Source organism: Saccharopolyspora aridisoli, assembly GCF_004348445.1.
Lineage (GTDB): Bacteria > Actinomycetota > Actinomycetes > Mycobacteriales > Pseudonocardiaceae > Saccharopolyspora > Saccharopolyspora aridisoli.
In genome coordinates this window covers 67,692-88,229 of record NZ_SMKV01000017.1, presented here as the reverse complement: position 1 = coordinate 88,229, position 20,538 = coordinate 67,692, and the positions used below count along the sequence as shown (strand labels likewise).

Below are 20,538 nucleotides of genomic sequence, written 5' to 3'. Positions count from 1 at the left end.
AGCAGGGCATGACTCAGCCACTGCGAACCGCGGAACCTTTGGGGGCACTGACGAATAAGGATGCGCCGTTGCACTCTCGGTCAGTTTGAGGCACTGTACAGACCCAGCGGCTCGAAAGCTACCGCTAGGTAACTCGACGTTAAGGAAATGTGACGGCTCTCAGACTGTGAGACGTCGTTGTCGCAAAGGCCGGGAGCCCGAGAATTGTGCACCACAGATCTGTCCTAAGGCGACAGCTGGGGGCCATCAGTGGTGTTGTTCACGATCTTCTTGCGCAGCACCGAATGCAGTCCGAATCGCAGCTCATACCATTCGGATTCGGTTCAGACCCGCACTTTTCCGTAATTGTTGGTACACGGTCCGCAGCCGCAGGCGCAATCACCCGAATGCGAACGCGTTCTCACACGCCAGCCGGTTCCGGCAGCGGAGAGGGCTGCGGCGCGGAGCTGACCTGCTCACGGCGGGCGTAGCGCACCAGCAGGACGACGAGGACCAGCCCCAGCGCCGTGTAGGGGTTCCCGAACAGGTGCGCCACCACGTCCCACGGTGGGCCGGCGGGCATCCAGTTGAACGCCGCCGCCAGCAGCGTGACCAGCGTCCACGCGGCCACCGCCAACCAGGCGAAGCTGCGCCGCCGAACGGCGAAGGCGAGCAGCACCAGCAGGCCAGGAGCGCACCACACCCAGTGATCCGACCACGACGTCGGTGAGATCAACAGCGCCAGCAGGGCGTTCGCCGACACCGCGAGCACCGGTTCCACCCGTCGGATGGCGAACGCGACCGCGATCGTGGCAGTGACCGACAGCACGAACCACAGCCCGTTCTGGGCGACGGCCGGGAGCTCCAGGCGGACCAGCGCACCCATGATGGACTGGTTGGTGTGGAACGCCGACCCGCTCACCCCGTGCGCGGGCCCCTTGCCGAACCAGTACTCGACGGCCGCGGAGAAGTTCAGCGCGAAACCGGCCAGTGTGGCCAGTGCCGCGGTGAGCACGCCGACGACCGCGGCGCGGTAGTCCTTGCGGAAGACCAGGAACAGCAGGAACGCGGCCGGGGTCAGTTTGATGGCCGCGGCCAGCCCGATGAGCAGCCCGCGCGGCCAGCGCGGTGATTCGGCTAGGCAGTCGGCCATGACCAGGCCCATCAGCAGGATGTTGACCTGGCCGAGCCCGAAGGACGAGTAGACCGGTTCCAGGAACAGCGTCCAGGGCAGCAGCACCATGGCCACGGCCAGCGCACCGCGCTTGCCCACGGCGGGCCACAGGTGCCGCGTCACCAGGTACAACGTGCCACCGATGGCGGCCAGGTCCAGCAGGTACAGCGCGATGAGACCGGCGCTGAAGGGCAGCAGCGCCAGCGGCGCCAGCGGGGCCAGCGCGAACGGCGGGTAGACCCACGGTAAGACGCGGCCGATGCTCACCGTCGGCGCGGTGTTCATGATGTCGCCGCCGGCAAGCCAAGTGTGCACCGCCCAGCGGTAGACCTGGTAGTCGATGGCCGATTCCTCGCCGATTCCAGCGCGAGGGGTGAGCAGCAGCAGACCGAGCGAGGCCAGCACGAGCGGAACGGATATCAGCGTGATCGCGCCCGAGTTCGCCACGACGAAGGCGCGCAAGCGGCCGGGCAGACCGCCGAGGTCCAGATCAGGAACGGTGCCGATCCGTACCGTGGCCACCCTGTGTCCTCTCGTCCGAGCGGCACCGGGCGTGGTGCGTGATCACCCGATCACAGCGAGTTCGCCGAGCCGCGGGATTTCCCCGGTGAAGCCGGAAAACCTTAACCCACCTCGCGCACGCTCCGGCATTCGCCTCGCCGGGCACGACCGAAGATCAGCTGACCAGATCCACCGGCTCCAGGACCTTCGCCAGCAGTTCACCCAGCCGCGCCCGCTCGGCCTCGCTGAGCGGCTCCAGCAGCGCTCGCTCGCGCTCCAGCTGAGCCGGGAAGACCCGGTCCATGATCTCCCGGCCGCGATCGGTGAGCCGCACGTCGACCTCACGCCGGTCGCGGGCGGACGGACTGCGGGTGATCAGGCCTTCCTCCTCGAGCCGCGCGAGGCGCTTGGTCGTGGCGGCACCGGACGACAGCATCTCCCTGGTGAGCTGGCTGGGGCGCAGACCACCGCCTGCCCGGCGCAGGGCGCTGAGCACCTCGAGCTCCATCCGGGACAGCCGCAGGTCGTCGAGGACCGCATCGTGCCGCTGGTTGGTCAGGGCCGCGAGCCTGCGCACCCGCCCGATGACTTCGATCGGAGACAGGTCCAGGTCCGGGTACCGCTCGCGCCATTGATCGCGGATCCGTCCGACGACGTCCAACGTCACACTCCTTCACCAGTAAAACACCTAGTAACATTTTACTAGTGAACGGTTTCTCGCTCCAGGCCTTGCGCACCAGGGACGCCTTGCGCATCACGCCGAACTTCGGCGGAGTGCTGGCACCCGCTCTGCGAGTCGGCGTCTCCTACGCCCTGCCGATCACCGCGTTGCTGGTGGCAGGACGTCTGGACCTCGCACCGTTCGCGGCGCTGGGCGCCTTCACCTCGCTGTACTGCCGGGTCGACCCCTACCCGCGCCGGGCGTGGCTGCTGCCGGTGGTGGCCGCAGGCCTGACCGCGGGCGTGGCGGCCGGGGCGGTGACCTCGGCGTTCGACGCCGGTGGCGTGGTCAAGGTCCTGGTCCTGACCCTGGTGGCGACCTTGGCCAAGCTGCTGGCCGACGTGGTGCGGCTGGGTCCGCCCGCAGGACTGATGTTCGTCTTCGCCGCAGGCGCTGCCGCGTACTCGCCTCAGACCTGGAGCGGTTTCGCCGAGGTCGTGGCGATCACCGGGGCCTCAGCGGCGCTGTCCTACGCGCTCAGCATGGTGGGCGGTGCGCTGCACCCGACGGGTCCGCACCGGCTGGCGACCGCGCAAGCACTGCTGGCGGTCGCCGACCACCTGGAGGCACCGAACGCAGTCGCCCGCCGCCGAGCCCACACCTGCCTGCACCACGCGCTCACCGCGCTGCCCGCAGGTGAGCGCCCGACGACGCGGCTGCTGCGCGGACATCTCGCGCACGCGCTGCACCTGCTGCACCACCCGGCCGACGCGTCCGCGCAACTGCGCACCGCCGCCAAGCGGATGCGTCGCGGTCGCGTTCCGGCGCCGGCCCAGGACCGGCCGCTGCCCCGGCCGGTGGTCGCCGAACGCGCCGGTCTCGCCGAGTTCCGCACCAACGCGCTGCGGATGGCGGTGGCCTCACTGGTCACTGGGCTGCTCGCATCGACCTTCCAGCTCGACCACGCCTACTGGGCGGTGGTCTCGGTCAGCTCCGTGCTCCAGTCGCACAACACCGCGACGACCTGGCAGCGCGCGGTGCAGCGCACCGCAGGCACCGTCGCCGGATCGTTGCTTGCGCTGGGCATCTTCGCGGTCGATCCCTCACCGGCGACGATCCTGGTGGTGATCGTGGTCTGCCAGATCGCCGCGGAGCTGGTGGTGATGGCCAACTACGGGCTGGGCCTGGTCTTCGCCACCCCGCTGGCGCTGTGCTTGGCAGCCTTGAACCAGTCGGCCGATCGCCTGCAACTCGTCGCCGAGCGGGTCGGCATGACGTTGTTCGGCGCGCTGCTGGGCGTCGGGGTCTGCCTGGTGCTGACCAACAGGCAGGCACGCACGCGGTTGCGCGCGGCGCTGGAGCACTGCAGCCGGGCGGCTCGGGACCTGCAGCGCTCCCCCACCGATCCGCACGCGCGCGAGCACCTGCTGCGCGCGGTCTTCGCGCTGCGCGAGGCGCATCAGATCGCGGCGGGCGAGCCACTGCACCCGCACCACGGCGACCAGGAAGTCCTCGACACCGAGCACGAGGCCTACCAGCTGCTGGCCGCCACCACGGCTCCAACCGGGCGGTCCCTGCCCAGCTGACCACCCCCACCTCAACCGATCGATCATCCGACGCCGAGGCGGGCGAGCAGCTCCGCGCGATCGCGACGAACCACGGGTCGCCGACCTCGCGCGGGCGCGGCAGGTTCAGGACCTCGTCATAGCCGATGCGGCCCTCGTGCATGACCAGCACGAAGCCTGAAAGCCCAACGGGGATGGGCGATTCGCGGGGGCGGTGCGGGTGCGCACCTTGGTGTCGGCTGTGTGCTCACCCGTGCGCAGGGTTCCGGGTGTGTGGTGATGAGGGCTCCAGCGGACATGCGGGAGCGACCGCCGGAGACGGTTCAGCACGGTGGTGAGGGGAGGGGGAGGAGACCAGCGTCAAGCGACACACCGCCGAGGACCCGCGGGAGGATTTCACGCAGCCCCGGATCGTCAGTGGCACCGACGGGATCACGGTGATGGCGCTAGACCGCACGTCGTTGGCTGTGAACGGCGCTCCACGCACTGGGACGTCGCACCGTCTTCCCAGGTCAGGTAGCGGATGAGCTAGGTTGTCCGGGTGATCGAGGAGCTCCTGCCCGCAGTGGTGGCCACCGCCGAGACCTTCGACGACCCACCCGAGGCGACGCTGTTCGACGCCGAAGCGGTGGAGATCGAGAAGGCGGTCGCCAAGCGCCGCCGCGAGTTCACCAGTGGCCGCTGGTGCGCACACCGGGCGATGCGCGCGCTGGGGGTTCAGCCGGTGCCGCTGCTGCGCGGCGAGCGCGGTGCACCGCAGTGGCCCTCCGAGGTGGTCGGCAGCATCACGCACTGCGCCGGCTATCGCGGCGCGGCAGTGGCCCGGCGCCGACAACTGCGTTCGGTGGGCATCGATGCCGAGCAGCACGAACCCCTTCCCGACGGCGTGCTCGACGTGGTCTCGCGGCCCGAGGAGCGCGAGCACATCGCGGAGCTCAGCGTCCGCGATCCAGGCACCTGCTGGGACCGAATCCTGTTCAGCTGCAAGGAATCGGTTTACAAGACCTGGTATCCGGTGACCGGCGAGTGGCTGGGTTTCGAGGACGCGGAGCTGGAGTTCGGCGCGGGCAGCTTCACCGCCCGGTTGCACAAGAGCGCCGGCGGGCTGACGGGTTTGCGCGGTCGTTGGCTGGTCCGCGGCGGAATCGTCCTCTCCGCCATCGCGCTGGAGGGGTGACCGAAACGCGTCCTCCCGCCACCTGGAGGTGCGGGAGGAGCGGGAAGACGTCGATCCCTGAGCCGTTTCGGTGCGGTCGCGCTCAGGGCGCGGGCGACCTTGACCACGCGGTGGGCTGGACAAGCGCGGCGGCGCGGGTGCGTCGTCGACCTTGTTCTCGCCCCGCGCGTCGTGTGGCTGGTGCCGCAGGGGTTCCCGTCGACGAACTTGCTGCCGCCGTCGGTGCAACCCGGTGCGACCACCATGCCGCCGAAGTGGTTGATGGTGGCGTGCAGCGCCAGCAGCGTGGCTCCTGCCCGCCGTGGGCGGTCGAGCCGGGGGTGAAGCCGCTGCAAGACCTCGTCGGCGAGCCCGGCCCTGCGCCCACTCGCCGCCGAGGGTGTCGATGTACTGCTCGAGCTGGCGGCGATGTCGCCGAAGCGCGTCGGCGAACCGAAGATCACCGCGCCACCCCACACGACGTCGTCCGGGGTGGCTTCCGGCACCGAGCGGGTGGCTTCGACGTTGGCGCGCCCGGTCGGACCGCTGTCGATGGCCGAGTCGAGGGCCAGTCGGCACTCGGCGCAGCCTCACCTCGGCGCCGGATGCGTCGCTTCGACGGCCAGGGCGTGGCGACTCGGCACCGGTCCCCGGTCCGGTGGACGAGCAGTAGCTGACGCCGCCTTGACGGCGCTGCTCACAGCCAGAACCCCTGTCCAGCGGGAGACCCGACCGCATCGGTCGATCTCCCACGAGGAAGGCAGCAACCTCTTCCACGCAAGCGACTTTCCGGAAAATGTCTTTCATGTAACATCGGACGGCACGAACTGCAGTGGAGGAGCGTTGCGTTGAACGAGGCGATCGGTCCGGACAGCGCCGTCGATGACGACGAGATCGTCACCTGGTGGGGCCTGGTCATCGAGGGCTACCACGTCACGGCCGCCAAGCTGGCCGCCGCGATCATGGACGGGTACGGCCTGCCGATGGCCTCCCTCGACATCCTTCTCCGGCTCGTGCGCTCCCCCGACGGCAGGATGCCGATGACCAAGCTCGCCCGAGAGGCGGCTTTGAGCAGCGGCGGGTTCACCAAGGTCGCCGACCGACTGGCCAAGGCCGACCTGATCCGACGCGTACCCAGCGAGACCGACCGCCGGGTCACCTACGCCGAGCTGACCGACCACGGCCTGGACGTGGCCAACCGCGCCCGGGAGACCGCGGCTCGGGTCCTGCGCGAGCACGTCCTCACTCCTCTGGGACAGGAAGACTCGCGCGCCCTGGCCCAGGCCATGCGGACGCTGCGCGAGGCCAACACGCCCGAAGACTAGAACCCGATCAACGATTCGGCGTGGCTGCTGTTGCAAGGTGCGGGACTCAGCTCGCACCGCCGCGGGATCTTCAGCGGTGACCAGTGCCGCGCCGCCGTGCACCGGCATACATCAGGAGCGGCGCGACGAAGCCGCTGCGCTTCTCCTCCGGGGTTTCCGCCACCCGCACCGGCTAGCAGAGCAAGGATCTGAGCACTCTCAGGTGACGTCGGTTACCGCGGTGCCGGTCTCGTCCAGCGCCAGGCCGAGTTCGGCGCGTTCGACCAGCCAGCGGCTGGGCCGGTAGCGCGGGTCGCCGGTGGCGGAGTGCAGCGCGTGCAGGATCGTCAGCACCCGGCGCGCTCCCACCTGCTGACCCCACTCCAGCGGTCCGCGCGGGTAGCCCAGCGCGAGGCGCACGGCGGTGTCGATGTCACCCGGGGTGGCCAGGCGCTGCTCGGCGATGAAGCAGCTGGTGTTGACGATCGCCGCGAGAAGTCGCTGGGCGATCATCCCCGGGCCGTCGCGCACGATGGTCACCGCGCGTCCGGTGGCGGCCAGCGCCGCCCAGGCCGCACGGGCCACGTCCGGGTAGGTGGCCGGGTGCACGGTCAGCGTGCAGCGGGTGGCGTTGCTCAGCGGGTCCACGCCGCAGACGCGCTCAGCGGGCAACCGGGCCGACAACGCCGCCGAGGCCGCACTGCTCCCGTAGGGCGTGATCAGCACGATCTCCGCCGAGGACGGCTCGTCACCGCGCTCGACCGGCACACCCGCCTCGGCCAGCGATTCCAGCAGCGCGGTGTCGTCGGCCCACACCGTCGCGCCGGTCACCCCGGGTGCGACGGCCTCGGGTCGTTCCTGCTTGACGCCGTCCTCGTAGCGGTAGAACCCCTCCCGCGTCTTGCGGCCGAGCAGTCCTGCCTCCAGCCGAGCGCGGGTGATCGGCGACGGGCGCAGCCTGGGGTCGCCGTAGTAGCCGGTGAAAATGCTCTCCATCGCCGGGTGCGTGACGTCCAGCCCGGTGAGGTCCATCAGTTCGAACGGCCCCATCTTCAGCCCGAGCACGTCCCGGGCGATGCGGTCGACGTCCTCCGGCGTAGCCAGGTCCTCGGCGAGGACCTGCAGCGCTTCGGTGACCAGACCGCGCCCGGCGTGGTTGACCAGGAACCCAGGCGTGTCGGTGGCCCGCACCGGCGTGTGCCCAAGCCGGCGCACCAGTGCGGTGAGCGCGTCCGGCAGGTGAGCGGCCGTGCGAGCACCGGGGATGACCTCGACCAAGCGCATCAGCGGCACGGGGTTGAAGAAGTGCAGACCGGCGAGCCTGCTCGGGTCCTGCAGAGCGGTGGCGATCGAGGTCACCTGCAGCGAGCTGGTGTTGGTGGCGAACGCGGTGTGCTGCGGGCAAGCCCGTTCGAGCTCGGCGAAGAGCTCGCGCTTGGTGTCGAGGTCCTCCCGGACGGCTTCGACGACGAGGTCGCAGTCGGTTGCGCTCAGCGGGTCGGAGATCGGGACGAGCCGACGCGTCGCGGCAGCGGCTTCCTCGACGCTCATGCGGCCTTTCCCCGCGAGCTTGTCGTACATCCGGCCGATCTCGGCCACCGCGGTGTCTACGACCTCCGGTCGAGCATCGGCGAGTTCGACGGTGATGCCGGCAGCCGCGCAGATCTGGGCGATGCCGCGCCCCATGACACCGGTGCCGATCACCCGCACGGTCTTCACGCGCTCCGCCCACTCGCCCGGCAGCATGGTCGACTCCATCCGTTGACGGCACCGATTCCCGGTCAGCTTCGCATGCCTCGCCGAGAGCGTCCAATACCGAATTCACACCCCGGTGAGACGCGTTGCGACATAATCGGCGCTTCTTACGATCCGCGCTGAAGCTGTGCTACCAACGAGGGAACGACGTCCGAAACGGCGGCGTGCCAACGCGAAGGAGCAAGTGATGCGCGAAGCGGTGATCTGCGAGCCGCTGCGGACCCCGATCGGCCGGTTCGGCGGAGTGTTCAAGACGGTGTCGGCGGTGGAGCTGGCCGCCACCGCGATCAAGGGCCTGCTGGAGCGCACCGGGCTCCCCGGCGAGGAGATCGACGAAGTCATCCTCGGCCACTGCTACCCCACCTCGGACGCACCTGCGATCGGCCGCGTCGCCGCGCTGGACGCCGGGCTTCCGGTGGAGGTCGGCGGCACCCAGATCGACCGCCGCTGCGGGTCGGGGCTGCAGGCCGTGGTCGACGCCGCGATGCAGGTGCAGACCGGGGTCAGCGACGTGGTCCTGGCCGGTGGCGCCGAGAGCATGAGCAGCGCGCCGTTCTACACCACCGAGGCCCGGTGGGGCATTCGCGGCAGCGGTTTGGAGCTGCACGACTCGCTGGCCCGGGGCCGCACGACGGCGGGCGGCAGGAACCACCCCGTTCCGGGCGGGATGCTGGAGACGGCCGAGAACCTGCGGCGCGAGTACGGCATCGCGCGGGAGGAGCAGGACGAGCTGGCGGTCCGCTCGCAGCAGCGCGCCGCCGAGGCGCAACAGGCGGGGCGTTTCGACGACGAGCTGGTGCCGGTGCCGGTCCGCTCCCGCAAGGGCGAGGTCGTGGTCGACGTCGACGAGCACCCCCGGCCGGAGACCACGTTGGAACAGCTCGCCGGCCTCAAACCGGTTCTGGGCAACAACGACCCGGAGGCGACCGTGACCGCGGGCAACGCCAGCGGCCAGAACGACGCCGCTTCGATCTGCGTGGTCACCACTCCGGAGAAGGCCGCCGAGCTGGGACTCCGTCCCCTCGTGAAGCTGGTGTCGTGGGCGAGGGCCGGCGTGCCGCCGCGGACCATGGGCATCGGTCCGGTGCCGGCGACGGCCAAGGCGTTGCAGCGCGCCGAGATCGGCCTGGCCGAGGTGGACCTCATCGAGCTCAACGAAGCCTTCGCGGCGCAGGTGCTGGCCTGCACCCGCGAATGGGAGTTCAAGCCTGCCGACTTCGACCGGCTCAACGTCAACGGGTCCGGCATCTCCCTGGGGCACCCGGTGGGCGCCACCGGTGGCCGGATCCTGGCGACGCTGTCGCGCGAGATGCAGCGCCGGGAAGCCCGCTACGGGCTCGAGACCATGTGCATCGGGGGTGGACAGGGCCTGGCAGCCGTCTTCGAGAGGGTCTAGACGCCGTTCGCGGCGACGATCCACAGTGGAGAGCGGCGGTCGCCGGCGGCGGGTACTAGGCTGGACGGCGTTCTCAGCGATCTGTTCCGAGGAGTCGTTCATGGCGATCGCCACCGCTGACAAGGTCGACCGCGACGCGCTGCTGGAGTTCCTGCGACCGAGGCACAAGGGCGTCCTGGTCACCACCCGAGCCGACGGGCGGCCGCAGATGTCGCCGCTGACCTGCGGTGTGGACACCGGAGGACGGCTGGTCATCTCGACCTACCCGGAGCGGGCCAAGACGCGGAACCTGCGCCGCAACCCGGAGGCTTCGGTGTGCGTGGTCTCCGACGAGTGGAACGGTCCGTGGGTGCAGGTCGACGGCACCGCGGAGGTGCTGGACATGCCCGACGCGCTGGACGGCCTGGTCGAGTACTTCCGCTGCATCTCCGGCGAGCACCCGGACTGGGACGAGTACCGGGAGGCGATGGCCCGCCAGGACAAGTCGCTGATCCGGATCACCATCGACCGCTGGGGTCCGATCGCCACCGGGGGCTTCCCCGCTCGACTCGCCCAGGACTGAACCAGTTGCACTGACGCCCCGGCCCGCGCGGGCCGGGGCGTCAGGCCGTCCCGACCCGGACGTTGAAGGCCCGGGAGGAGCGAGCGCCGCGCAGGAACACCGAGAGCAGCACCAGCCACCCGAACCCGAGCCACGGCATGATGCGCTGGTAGAGCCCCGCGTAGGGCTCGAAGTCGGGAAGCCAGGCGAATCCGAGCACGGCCAGCGCGAATAGCACCGCGCAGGCGACCGCGGTCGCGAAGCAGCAGGCGGCCACCAGGGGTGCTTGATCGACCGGGACATCCGGCCCTGCAACCAGCTCGCGAACGGGAACCCCCAGGAACGCGCCGATCGAGAAGTACTCGTGGAGCACACCGGTCGCGGTGATCTCCCCCCACCTCACCCGGCGGGTGATCGGGTCGGCGGTGAAGGAGCCGGCACCGATGAGGCCGACGCCGATCACGATGATCAGTCCTGAGATCGACCAGTCACCGCCCGAGCGCAGCAGCAGCGCGAGCGCACCCGCCAAGGTGACCACCGGCACCCGTGCGGGGACGTCTCCGCGCTGCCGAGGAGGTTCGGCAGCAGCACGCACACCAGGTCGCCCACGATCAGCACGAACCACACGACCGCCACTACCCCGCGGTCGAACGCCGGGTTGAGCCGTTCCGCGCAGACGTCGTTGATCTCGTCGAGGGCCTCGGACTCGCGGTCCTCCTAGGACTCCCCCTCGTCCGGGGCGTTGACCACCACCGTTCGGATTCGGTCCAGCCGCACCAGGTGGCCGATCAGTGCGGCACCCACCGATGCGCCGAGCACCCATCGGCTCCGCTGAGAACCAGGCTCATTCCGCGATCCTGGCGGTCGTTTCGCGCACGACGTCGGGTTGTCGCGGTGCGGGCACCACCGGCGCTTCGGGCTCCAGCAGATCACCGACCTCGCAGCCCAGCACGCGGCAGATGATGTCGAGATCGTCCAGCTTGAGGCTGGCTGGAGTCTTCGACCACAGGCCGGACATCTTGCCGGCGGAGATCACCAGACCGTGCTCGGCGAATCTCCGCTGCAGGTCGGTGGCCTTCCAGATACCGCGCTGCGCCGCGACCAACCGCAGGTTCCACTTCACGCGAATCGCCTCCTGGAGAGAAGAGCTAACCGGTTCGCCGATTCTGATGGTCTTTCAGCTATCTCGACCGAACCCGGGAAACACCCGGCAGAACCACATCCCGAACAATACGCCCAAGATCGCCGCGAATCGGATAACCCGATTCGTGGAATTCGAGTTCACACTTCCGTCGCCCGGGTGGAGCAATGCGGTCTCGAGATCTGCCGTTCCAGCACCCCGCATTGAGGCACCCGGCTGATCAGAGCCCGGAAACGAGTAGCGCTGCAGGAGCTGCGCGCCACCCTGCGTGGCACGATCGGAAGATCAGGTGATCGCGACGATCCCCTGCGCTGACCACCGCGTATAGCGCCGTTCAGCACTTTCGGGTGACTGTACGGCCCAGTTGCCTGGTGCTAGCGTTCCATCCGGAAGCAACGCCGAGGCCATCAATCCGACTCGGACAACAATTTCTTCCATCCCCCTCGAATTCCTCGACGACATTCGCCGATCCAACTTTCGCGTCCGCCTTCGCGCCCGGACCGAACCCCTCGAGCGCTCTCCCGACGATTGTCAGCACTATGATTGGTGGTATTTCTGTCGTGACTGCGACCGATCCGAACCCCGCCGACACCGAAGCGCCGCAGTCGAGCCTGACCACCGCCGCGGCCAAGAACCTCGCGACCACGACCAAGTCGGTCCCGCAGATGCAGGGCATCACCTCGCGGTGGCTGCTGCGGATGCTGCCGTGGGTGCAGGCGGCGGGTGGCGTGTACCGGGTGAACCGCAGGCTCAGCTACACCCTCGGGGACGGCCGGATCACCTTCAGCAACACCGGGGCCGATGTCCGCGTCGTCCCCCAGGAACTCCAGGAACTGCCGCTGTTGCGCGGTTTCGACGACGAGGCGGCGCTGCGAGCGCTCGCCGACCGGTTCGTGCAGCGCCAGTTCGAACCGGGCGAGGTGATCGCCAACGCCGGTGAGCCGGCCGAGGAGGTGGTGCTCATCGCGCACGGCAAGGTCAACAAGGTGGGCACCGGGGAGTACGGCGACCAGACCGTGCTGGAGGTGCTCGCCGACGGCCAGTACTTCGGAGCGCAGGTGCTGGCGGGCGAATCCGGCGAGTGGGACGCCAGCTACAAGGCGGTCACGCCCTGCACCGTGCTCTCGCTCGGCCGGCGGACCTTCCAGGAGCTCAACGGCTCGTCGGAAGCGTTGCGCGAGCACGTCCGCGAGGTTCTCGCCGGACCCGGTCGCCCGCACAACCCGCACGGCGAGGCCGACATCGACATCGCATCGGGTCATTCCGGCGAACCTTCGCTGACCGGCACGTTCGTCGACTACGAGCTGGCACCGCGCGAGTACGAGCTCAGCGTGGCCCAGACCGTGCTGCGCGTGCACAGCCGCGTCGCCGACCTCTACAACCAGCCGATGAACCAGACCGAGCAGCAGCTCCGGTTGACCATCGAGGCGCTGCGCGAGCGCCAGGAGGAGGAGCTGGTCAACAACCGCGACTTCGGCCTGCTGCACAACGCCGACCTGCGGCAGCGCATCCCCACCCGGACCGGGCCGCCGACCCCCGACGACCTGGACGAGCTGCTGACGCTGGTGTGGAAGGAACCCGGCTGCTTCCTGGCGCATCCGCGCACGATCGCCGCGTTCGGCCGGGAGTGCAGCAAGCGCGGCCTGTACCCGCAGAGCATCGACCTCGGCGGGCACCAGGTTCCCGCCTGGCGAGGCGTGCCGATCCTGCCGTGCGACAAGTTGCACATCAGCGACAAGCGCACGAGCTCGGTGCTGCTGATGCGGCTCGGCGAGCAGAACCAGGGCGTGGTCGGTCTGCACCAGACAGGTCTGCCCGACGAGTACCGACCCGGCTTGTCGGTGCGGTTCATGGGGATCAACGAGCAGGCGGTCATCTCCTACCTCGTCAGCGCCTACTACTCGGCGGCGGTGATGGTTCCGGACGCGCTCGGCGTGCTCGAGCACGTCGAAGTGGGCCGCGAGAGCTGAACGTGCGGGCCGGTCACGCACGCCGGCCCGCTCCTCTCCCCGATCAGAGGAGTGAAACACCTTGACCGCCACCGAGAACCCGGCCCTGAGCCTGAGCACGCGGGCTGCGCGCAGGCTTTCCACGACCACCAAGACGCAGCCGCAGATGCAGGGCAGGACCTCCCGCTGGCTGCTGAGGATGCTGCCGTGGGTCGACATCGAGGCAGGCACGTACCGGGTCAACCGACGGCTGACCTGCGCGGCAGGTGACAACCTGATCACCTTCACCAGCACCGGCGACCAGGTGCGCGTGATCCCCCGAGAACTCACCGAGCTGCCGCTGCTGCGCGGGTACGACGACGATTCGGCGCTGAGCGCGCTCGCCGACCGGTTCGTGCAGCGCCACTACGAACCGGGCCAGCTGATCTCGGTCGGCGGGGAACCGGCTACCGAGGTGGTGCTGATCGCGCACGGCAAGGTCGACAAGATCCGCAGCGGGGAGTACGGCGAGGACACCGTCACCGACACGCTGGCAGGCGGCAGGTTCTTCGGCTCCCAGGTGCTGGCGACCGCGCAGTCCACCTGGGACAGCACCTACCGCGCGGTCACGCCCTGCATCGTGCTCGCCCTCGACCGCGCGGCGCTGCACGAGGTCACCAGGCAGTTCGACGAGCTGCGCGCGCACGTGGCCGCCGAGTACGCCTCGCCGGCACCGCCGACCAACAAGCGCGGTGAGGTCGACATCGCGCTGGCGTCCGGTCATTCCGGTGAAACCGCGCTGACCGGCACGTTCGTCGACTACGAGCTGGCACCGCGCGAGTACGAGCTCAGCGTGGCCCAGACCGTGCTGCGCGTGCACAGCCGCGTCGCCGACCTCTACAACCAGCCGATGAACCAGACCCAACAACAGCTCCGGCTCACCGTCGAAGCGCTGCGCGAGCGCCAGGAGCACGAACTGCTCAACAACCGCGACTTCGGGCTGCTGCACAACGCCGACCTCCACCAGCGGCTGCACACCCGCACCGGGCCGCCCACCCCGGAAGACCTCGACGAACTGCTGTCCCGGCGCAGGAAGTCGCGTTTCTTCCTGGCACACCCGCGCACCATCGCCGCGTTCGGCCGGGAGTGCAGCAAGCGCGGCCTGTACCCGCAGACCACCGAGGTGCAGGGACGCGCTGTCCAGTCCTGGCGCGGCGTGCCGATCCTGCCGTGCGACAAGATCCCTATCAGCGCCAAGGGCACCACCTCGATCCTGTGCATGCGCACCGGCGAGGACGACCACGGAGTGGTCGGGCTGCGCCAGACCGGGATCTCCGACGAGCACGAGCCCGGGCTCTCGGTGCGCTTCATGGGCATCAACGAACGGGCGGTCCTCTCCTACCTGGTCAGCGCCTACTTCTCGGCCGCGGTGCTGGTCCCGGACGCGCTCGGCGTCCTGGAGAACGTCGAAATCACCCGCTGAGCGAAGGGAACCCGCAATGACCACGATGCAGCAGGACGCGAACCGCGCCGGTCAGGCCTTCGAGGCGCTGACCAGCAGCCGGACCATGGTCGAGCCTGCGCTGCGCGCGGCGGTGGACCGGCTCCCGGGCCGGATGCGCCAGGTCGCCGGTTACCACCTGGGGTGGCTCGACGAGCGCGGGAACCCGGTGCGCGCCGACCGCGGCAAGGCGATGCGGCCGACCATGGTGCTGCTCAGCGCCTCGGCCGTCGGTGGCGATCCGGCCGACGCGGTGCCGGCCGCGGTGGCCGTGGAACTGGTGCACAACTTCTCGTTGCTGCACGACGACGTGATGGACGGCGACGTCACGCGCCGGCATCGACCGACGGCGTGGACGGTGTTCGGCAACGCCACCGCGATCCTGGCCGGGGACGCCTTGCTGACCTTGGCCTCCGACGTGCTCGCCTCGTCGCAGCACCCGGAGGCGGCGAACGCGGTGCGGATGCTCAGCAGCGCGGTGCTCGCACTCATCGACGGGCAGAACTCGGACCTGGAGTTCGAGATGCGCGCTGACGTGGACCTCGCCGCGTGCCAGCGGATGGCCCGCGACAAGACCGGTGCTCTGCTGGGCTGCGCGTGCGCGCTCGGCGCGCTGCACGGCGGCGGCTCGCCGGAGCAGATCACCAGGATGCGCAGCTTCGGAGAGCGGCTGGGCCTGGCGTTCCAGCACATCGACGACCTGCTGGGCATCTGGGGCGATCCGGCGATGACCGGCAAACCGGTGTTCTCCGACCTGCGCACCCGCAAGAAGACGCTGCCGGTGGTCTCCGCGCTGACTTCGGGCTCCAGCACGGGCCAGCGGCTTGCGTCCCTCTACTACCGGGAGCAGCCGCTGGTCAGCGGCGAGCTCGCCCAGGCCGCCGAGCTCGTCACGCTCGCCGGCGGCCGGGCGTGGAGCCAGGCCCAGGCCGATGAACTCCTCGCCGCGGCGTTGACCGATCTCCGCAGGGCGGAGCCGGAGGAGGACGCGGCTGAAGCGCTCACCGCACTGGCCCACCTGGTGACGCGCCGGGACCACTGATCCCGGCGCCCGGAAACGACGGCTCCAGCCACCACCGCCGCCCCTCCTGGCTGGGGCCGTCCCCGGTCCCCGGGCGGTTCGCCTCGACGCGCAGCGAACCGCCCGGCCTAGGCCTTCCGGCGGCTGCCGGCGAGCAGGCCGATGATGCCTGCTGCCACCGCGGAGATGACGAACGAGGTCAGCGCCGCGCTCATCCAGGTGGGAACGGTGAATCCGATGGTCTCGCGGGCGCCGGTCCACAACGCGGTCCACCAGCCCAGTTCGCCGGGGTTGATCAGCTGGAAGGCCGCGAAGCCCAGCAGCCAGGCGATCAGCATCCCCCACCGGGAGGGCGCCTGCGCAGAGACGTCCCACTCGCGGTTGCGGGCGTTGTAGAAGTAGTCCACCGCCAGCACGCCGAACATCGGCACGAACACCGATCCGATGAGCAGCAGGAAGTTGGAGAACTGCTCGATGTCCATCGTCAGCGCGGCCAGGGTGCTCACCACACCGACGATCAGGCTCAGCAGGCGCCGATCGGTGCTGGGGCGCAGGTTCTGAATGGACACCGCGGTCGAATAGGTGTCAGCGAAGGACTGGTCGACCTCGCGCAGGACCAGAACCGCGAAGAACAGCACGCCCAGCGGCGCCGCCAGCAGCGGATCGAACGCCTTGTCCCCGTCGAACCCGACCAGCGCCAGACCGAGCAGGCCAAGCAGGTAGCAGGCGATCTGGGTGACCGAGTAGCCGACGGTCGCCGCGGTGAACGCGCCGCTCGCCGACCGCGAGTGCCGCGAGTAGTCCGAGGCCACCGGCAGCCAGGACACCGCGACGGCCAGCGCCGCGTCAGCGCCTGGCCAAAATCCCTCCCAGGACCCGTCGTTCATCGGCGGCAACGGCTGGAGGAGCAGCTGCACGAAGAAGTAGACCATGGCGATGAGCACCGCGATGCTCACGTAGCGGCGCAGCAACCGCAGCGCACCCAGGGGGCGCAAGGTCAGCGCGGTGGTGAGGGCTCCGGCGATGAGCACGTACAGCCACTGCGGTCCACCGCCGAACAGCGCCTCGGCGCCTTGAGCGATCACCAGCAGCTCGAACGTCCCCCAACCGACCAGCTGGAGGATGTTGAGCACGGTCGGCACGTAGGACAGGCGGGTGCCGAACAGGCCGCGCAGCAGCATCATCGCCGGTGCTCCCGTGCGGGCACCGGGGATGGCGGCGACGCCGACCATCAGGCTGCCCAGCACGGTCCCGACGACGGTGGCCGTCACCGCGGCCGCGAAGGACAGCTGCGGCACCCCGGCGGGTGCGAGGACCGCGAGCGCACCGCTGAAACCCAGCAGGCTCACGCCGAGGTTGCCCCAGAAGGCTCCTTGGTCGAGCACGGCCAGCGTTCTGGGTGCCGGTTCGTCCAGGGTGTTCGGAACTTCGGACCGTTCGACGTCAAGCGCCATCGACAGCTCCCTACGCCGGCATTACCCGGACAGGTTCTGCGGTCGGTGGCGCGCTGCGTGCCACCCTCTCAGCCCGATCCGCCCGAGCTCCCGCGTGGACAAGTCGGGCAGACCCTACCTGATCGAGTGACGCGTGGTGAGTTCGCGGACTGCCCTCCTGCGCGGCGGGCTCGACGACCTCCTGGGCGAGCTCCTCGTAGGCGGACTCGCGATCGGTCGTCTCGGAGTACTTGGCGTGCAGGTCGCAGGACTGGGCCGAGGAGCGGACGCCCGTCCCCACCGCGATGGCGCCCATCAGCGAGCGCGGCGGACCCAGCCGCGTCCAGGCCACCGGTGTGGGCTCCGGTCTCCGACAGCACCGTCACGATCGCCTCCCCGATGCTCGTGGAGCTGGTAGTGCTCGTCCCCGCCCTGGTCCTTCAGTTCGACCGCGCCCGCAGGACCACCCTGGCGCTGGCGGCCGGGACACCACCGATGCCCTCGAGGTCTTCCTCGCCTTCGTCGCCGGTCAGGTTGGGCAGCGTTGGTGCCGGTCACCGCGGTCTCCTGCCGTCGGCACGTCCTCTTCGAGAGAAAGGTCGATCCGGCCGCCGAGCCGGGGCACGCCACTGCGGTCGAGCAACATGCGGGCGCGTCCGCACTAGCACCCCGAACGAGCCGCCAGAAGGCTCGTTGACCACCGGAAAGATCTCCCCCGACGGCATGGGATGCATCGCTCGATGGAGTTAGAGTCTGGTCGGACCACATGGCTGTGAGCGAGCGTGCGTGAGGAGTGCGTCGTGACCGGATTGGACCGCCTGCGGGCCCGCGTCAGAACCGAGGAATCCCTGGTCGTGGCGTTCTCCGGTGGCGTGGACTCGGCGTTGCTGGCCGTGGTGGCGCACCAGGAGCTGGGGGCGCGGATGCTCGCGGTGACCGCGGTGTCCCCGAGCCTGGCCGCCGAGGAGCGCAGGCGGGCCAAGCGCTTCGCCCGCGAGCACGGCTTCGCCCACGTCGAGGTCTGCACCGACGAGGCCGATCGGCCCGAGTACGCCGCCAACGACGGGAACCGCTGCTACCACTGCAAGTCCGCGTTGTTCGACGCGGTGGAGCCGCTGGCGACGACGATGGGCGCGAGCGTCGCACTGGGCACCAATGTGGACGATCTGGGAGATCACCGGCCGGGTCAGCGCGCCGCCGCGCAGCGCGGCGCGATCGCGCCGATGGTCGACGCCGGGCTCACCAAGGCCGACGTCCGCGGGGCCAGCGCCGAGCTGGGACTGTCCACTGCGGACAAACCCGCGGCCGCATGCCTGGCCTCCCGCGTCGCCTACGGCGATCCGGTCACCCCGGAGGTGCTGGCCCGCGTCGAGCGGGCGGAGGCCGCCGTCCACGCCCTGGGGTTCCCGGTGTGCCGGGTCCGCGCGCACGGTCAGGGCACGGTGGCGCGCCTGGAGGTTCCCGCCGAGGACATCGATCGCGCGGCAGCGCACCACGCCGAGCTCGACGCCGCGGGCCGACAGGCGGGCTTCGAGTTCTGCGCGCTGGACATGGCCGGTTTCTCCAGCGGCCGGATGAACGTGCTGCTTCCGCTGCTGCCCACCCGGACGGCGTCATGACCGGCTTCAGCGATCTCGGCTACGCCAGGGTCGACACCGACCGGGAATCCCGCCAGGGTCTTCCGGAGGTGGTCTACGGTCCCGGCAAGCGGCCGGAGGAGATCACCGGCATCGTGACCGAGCTGTTGGCGCGCAGCACGGGCCCGGTCCTGGTCACCAGGGTGGAACCCGAGGTCGCATCGGCGGTGCGGGTGCCCGGGGGCGATTACGACGAGACGGCGCGGCTGCTGGTGTGGCGCCCGGCGGACAAGCGCGATTTCCGGTTGTGCGTGGCCACGGCGGGCACGTCGGACTGGCCGGTCGCCGCGGAGGCGGACGCGGTCGCATCCGCGATCGGTCTGCGCACCCACGTGGTCCGCGACGTCGGTGTGGCGGGCATCCACCGGCTGCTCGCCGCGAGCGAGGACCTGAGGGGGGCCGACGCGGTGGTCGTGGTGGCGGGCATGGAAGGCGCCCTGGCCAGCGCCGTCGGCGGCCTGGTGTCGTGCCCGGTGATCGCGGTGCCGACCTCGACCGGGTACGGCGCCGCGCTGGAAGGCGTGACGGCGCTGCTGGCGATGCTCACCTCCTGCGCGGCCGGGTTGGCGGTGGTCAACATCGACTCGGGTTTCTCCGCCGCGATGGCCGCGCACCGGCTGGCCACGGTGGCCCGGCGATGATCCTCTGGCTCAACCCCGCGACCGGGCTCTCCGGCGACATGCTGCTGGGCGCGCTGCTCGGACTCGATGCCCCGCTGGAGGAGGTGCGGGCGGCGATCGGGTCCACCGGCCTGCGGGGGTGGTCCCTGGACGTCGAGCGGGTCCACGTGGACGGGATCGCGGCGACCAAGGCGGTCGTGACCGCGGACGACGACGTGCCGGAGCGGCACGCGGCGGACCTGATCGAGCTCGCCTCCCGCGCGCGACCGGAACCCGTTGCACGGATGGCGGTTTCCGCGCTCCAAGCGATCGCGCGGGTGGAGGGCCTGCTGCACGACCGCGATCCGGCGGAGGTGCACCTGCACGAGGTCGGCGGGCTGGACACCATCGTGGACACCGTCGGGGTGGCGGCGGCGTTGCACGAGCTTTCGGTCACCGCCGTGCATTCCGCTCCGATCGCGCTGGGATCGGGCACGGTCCGCTGCGCGCACGGAGTGCTCCCCGCGCCCGCTCCGGCGACGTTGCGCCTGCTGGAAGGCGCGGCGGTGGTCGGCGCGGACCTCGCCGGGGAAACGGTCACCCCGACGGGCGCGGCGCTGGTCTCGGCGATGGGCACCCGGTTCACCCCTGCCCCGGCGATGACGCTCGGCGCCACGGCCTACGGGGCCGGGAGCAAGCGCTTCCCGCAGCGCCCGAACGTCCTGGCGGCGTCGCTGGGGTCCTCCCACGCCGAGGCGGAGATGATGGTCGTGGTGGAGTGCAACGTCGACGACGTCACCGGCGAATCCCTGGGCCACGTCGTCGAACGGCTGCTCGACGCCGGTGCGGCCGACGCCTGGACGAGCCCGGTGACGATGAAGAAGTCCCGCCCCGCCCACGTCCTGCACGTGCTGTGCGCCCCCGGTGTCGAGGCGGAGCTGACCGAGATCGTGTCGGCGGAGACCGGCACGCTCGGCACCCGTCGGCACGAGGTCCAGCGCACCGCGCTCCCCCGCCGCACCACGACCGTTTCCGTGCGGGGACATCGGATCCGCGTCAAGCACGGCCCACACCGCAGCAAACCCGAGCACGACGACGTCGCAGCAGCGGCGAAGGCCCTCGGCCTCCCGCTGCGCACCATCGCCGACATCGCCCTGGACGAGGCGCGCGACTGAGTACGCCCGAACTCGTCCAGTCGAGTCTGGTTCGTCACCGGAGACGGCCAGCCCAGCTCAGTACCATCCGG

Annotated in this window: 17 protein-coding genes, 1 pseudogene and 1 riboswitch; of the genes and pseudogenes, 11 read left to right on the top strand and 7 right to left on the bottom strand. The window is 70.2% G+C overall.

Annotation, left to right across the window (positions count from 1 at the left end):
* Positions 1–400 precede the first annotated feature (400 nt).
* The gene (locus tag E1161_RS15815; protein ID WP_235875058.1) at positions 401–1,675 is read right to left on the bottom strand and encodes a glycosyltransferase family 87 protein; all 1,275 of its coding nucleotides are present in this window, start codon (positions 1,673–1,675) and stop codon (positions 401–403) included.
* Positions 1,676–1,829: 154 nt separating this feature from the next.
* Positions 1,830–2,315: a MarR family winged helix-turn-helix transcriptional regulator gene (locus tag E1161_RS15810; RefSeq protein ID WP_132624055.1), complete on the bottom strand. Its 486-nt coding sequence runs from the start codon at positions 2,313–2,315 to the stop codon at positions 1,830–1,832.
* 44 nt (positions 2,316–2,359) lie between these two features.
* Here E1161_RS15810 and E1161_RS15805 point away from each other — a divergent pair, with 44 nt between their 5' ends.
* The 3 genes from E1161_RS15805 to E1161_RS15790 all read left to right on the top strand — a co-directional run bounded on the left by E1161_RS15805 (position 2,360) and on the right by E1161_RS15790 (position 6,361).
* A complete protein-coding gene (locus tag E1161_RS15805) occupies positions 2,360–3,901 on the top strand; it encodes an FUSC family protein (RefSeq protein WP_132624054.1) in 1,542 nt (513 codons plus the stop codon).
* A gap of 520 nt (positions 3,902–4,421) precedes the next feature.
* The gene (locus E1161_RS15800; RefSeq protein WP_132624053.1) at positions 4,422–5,057 is read left to right on the top strand and encodes a 4'-phosphopantetheinyl transferase family protein; all 636 of its coding nucleotides are present in this window, start codon (positions 4,422–4,424) and stop codon (positions 5,055–5,057) included.
* Between the two features lie 827 nt (positions 5,058–5,884).
* The gene (locus tag E1161_RS15790; RefSeq protein ID WP_235875057.1) at positions 5,885–6,361 is read left to right on the top strand and encodes a MarR family winged helix-turn-helix transcriptional regulator; all 477 of its coding nucleotides are present in this window, start codon (positions 5,885–5,887) and stop codon (positions 6,359–6,361) included.
* A gap of 198 nt (positions 6,362–6,559) precedes the next feature.
* Here the strand turns inward: E1161_RS15790 and E1161_RS15785 are convergent, their stop codons facing one another.
* On the bottom strand, positions 6,560–8,098 hold the full coding sequence (locus tag E1161_RS15785; RefSeq protein WP_235875056.1) for a 3-hydroxyacyl-CoA dehydrogenase: 1,539 nt from the start codon (positions 8,096–8,098) through the stop codon (positions 6,560–6,562).
* Positions 8,099–8,282: 184 nt separating this feature from the next.
* Here E1161_RS15785 and E1161_RS15780 point away from each other — a divergent pair, with 184 nt between their 5' ends.
* Both E1161_RS15780 and E1161_RS15775 read left to right on the top strand, forming a co-directional pair.
* Positions 8,283–9,491 carry an acetyl-CoA C-acetyltransferase gene (locus E1161_RS15780; RefSeq protein ID WP_132624052.1) on the top strand — a complete coding sequence of 403 codons (1,209 nt, stop codon included), beginning with the start codon at positions 8,283–8,285 and terminating at the stop codon, positions 9,489–9,491.
* Between the two features lie 100 nt (positions 9,492–9,591).
* Positions 9,592–10,053 carry a PPOX class F420-dependent oxidoreductase gene (locus tag E1161_RS15775; protein ID WP_132624051.1) on the top strand — a complete coding sequence of 154 codons (462 nt, stop codon included), beginning with the start codon at positions 9,592–9,594 and terminating at the stop codon, positions 10,051–10,053.
* Positions 10,054–10,093: 40 nt separating this feature from the next.
* Here E1161_RS15775 and E1161_RS27210 read toward each other — a convergent pair whose 3' ends face one another.
* Together E1161_RS27210 and E1161_RS15765 are read right to left on the bottom strand one after the other, a co-directional pair.
* Positions 10,094–10,570 (bottom strand): DUF998 domain-containing protein, encoded by a 477-nt coding sequence (locus tag E1161_RS27210; protein ID WP_165939813.1) that lies wholly within the window; start codon positions 10,568–10,570, stop codon positions 10,094–10,096.
* A gap of 306 nt (positions 10,571–10,876) precedes the next feature.
* Positions 10,877–11,155 carry a helix-turn-helix domain-containing protein gene (locus E1161_RS15765; RefSeq protein WP_132624049.1) on the bottom strand — a complete coding sequence of 93 codons (279 nt, stop codon included), beginning with the start codon at positions 11,153–11,155 and terminating at the stop codon, positions 10,877–10,879.
* 578 nt (positions 11,156–11,733) lie between these two features.
* Between E1161_RS15765 and E1161_RS15760 the strand changes: the two genes are divergently transcribed.
* From E1161_RS15760 to E1161_RS15750, 3 genes are all read left to right on the top strand, one after another.
* Positions 11,734–13,143 (top strand): family 2B encapsulin nanocompartment shell protein, encoded by a 1,410-nt coding sequence (locus E1161_RS15760; RefSeq protein ID WP_235875055.1) that lies wholly within the window; start codon positions 11,734–11,736, stop codon positions 13,141–13,143.
* 61 nt (positions 13,144–13,204) lie between these two features.
* The gene (locus tag E1161_RS15755) at positions 13,205–14,584 is read left to right on the top strand and encodes a family 2B encapsulin nanocompartment shell protein (RefSeq protein ID WP_235875054.1); all 1,380 of its coding nucleotides are present in this window, start codon (positions 13,205–13,207) and stop codon (positions 14,582–14,584) included.
* A gap of 16 nt (positions 14,585–14,600) precedes the next feature.
* The gene (locus E1161_RS15750) at positions 14,601–15,644 is read left to right on the top strand and encodes a family 2 encapsulin nanocompartment cargo protein polyprenyl transferase (RefSeq protein ID WP_132624047.1); all 1,044 of its coding nucleotides are present in this window, start codon (positions 14,601–14,603) and stop codon (positions 15,642–15,644) included.
* 107 nt (positions 15,645–15,751) lie between these two features.
* Here the strand turns inward: E1161_RS15750 and E1161_RS15745 are convergent, their stop codons facing one another.
* Together E1161_RS15745 and E1161_RS28695 are read right to left on the bottom strand one after the other, a co-directional pair.
* A complete protein-coding gene (locus E1161_RS15745; RefSeq protein WP_132624046.1) occupies positions 15,752–17,077 on the bottom strand; it encodes a purine-cytosine permease family protein in 1,326 nt (441 codons plus the stop codon).
* Positions 17,068–17,181, bottom strand: a riboswitch (TPP riboswitch). (Overlaps the previous gene by 10 nt.)
* A gap of 44 nt (positions 17,182–17,225) precedes the next feature.
* Positions 17,226–17,372 (bottom strand): annotated as a pseudogene (locus E1161_RS28695) (hypothetical protein); the annotation flags it as partial.
* A gap of 484 nt (positions 17,373–17,856) precedes the next feature.
* Between E1161_RS28695 and larE the strand changes: the two are divergent.
* Genes larE through larC form a run of 3 tightly spaced genes read left to right on the top strand, consistent with a single transcriptional unit; the run spans position 17,857 to position 20,467 of the window.
* Positions 17,857–18,675 carry an ATP-dependent sacrificial sulfur transferase LarE gene (larE, locus tag E1161_RS15735; protein ID WP_235875053.1) on the top strand — a complete coding sequence of 273 codons (819 nt, stop codon included), beginning with the start codon at positions 17,857–17,859 and terminating at the stop codon, positions 18,673–18,675.
* Complete coding sequence (gene larB / locus E1161_RS15730) at positions 18,672–19,334, top strand: nickel pincer cofactor biosynthesis protein LarB (protein ID WP_132624044.1); 663 nt, start codon at positions 18,672–18,674, stop codon at positions 19,332–19,334. Before larE ends, larB begins: the two co-directional genes overlap by 4 nt.
* Positions 19,331–20,467: a nickel pincer cofactor biosynthesis protein LarC gene (larC, locus tag E1161_RS15725; protein ID WP_132624043.1), complete on the top strand. Its 1,137-nt coding sequence runs from the start codon at positions 19,331–19,333 to the stop codon at positions 20,465–20,467. The genes larB and larC overlap by 4 nt, the downstream gene beginning before the upstream one ends.
* Positions 20,468–20,538: the final 71 nt, after the last annotated feature.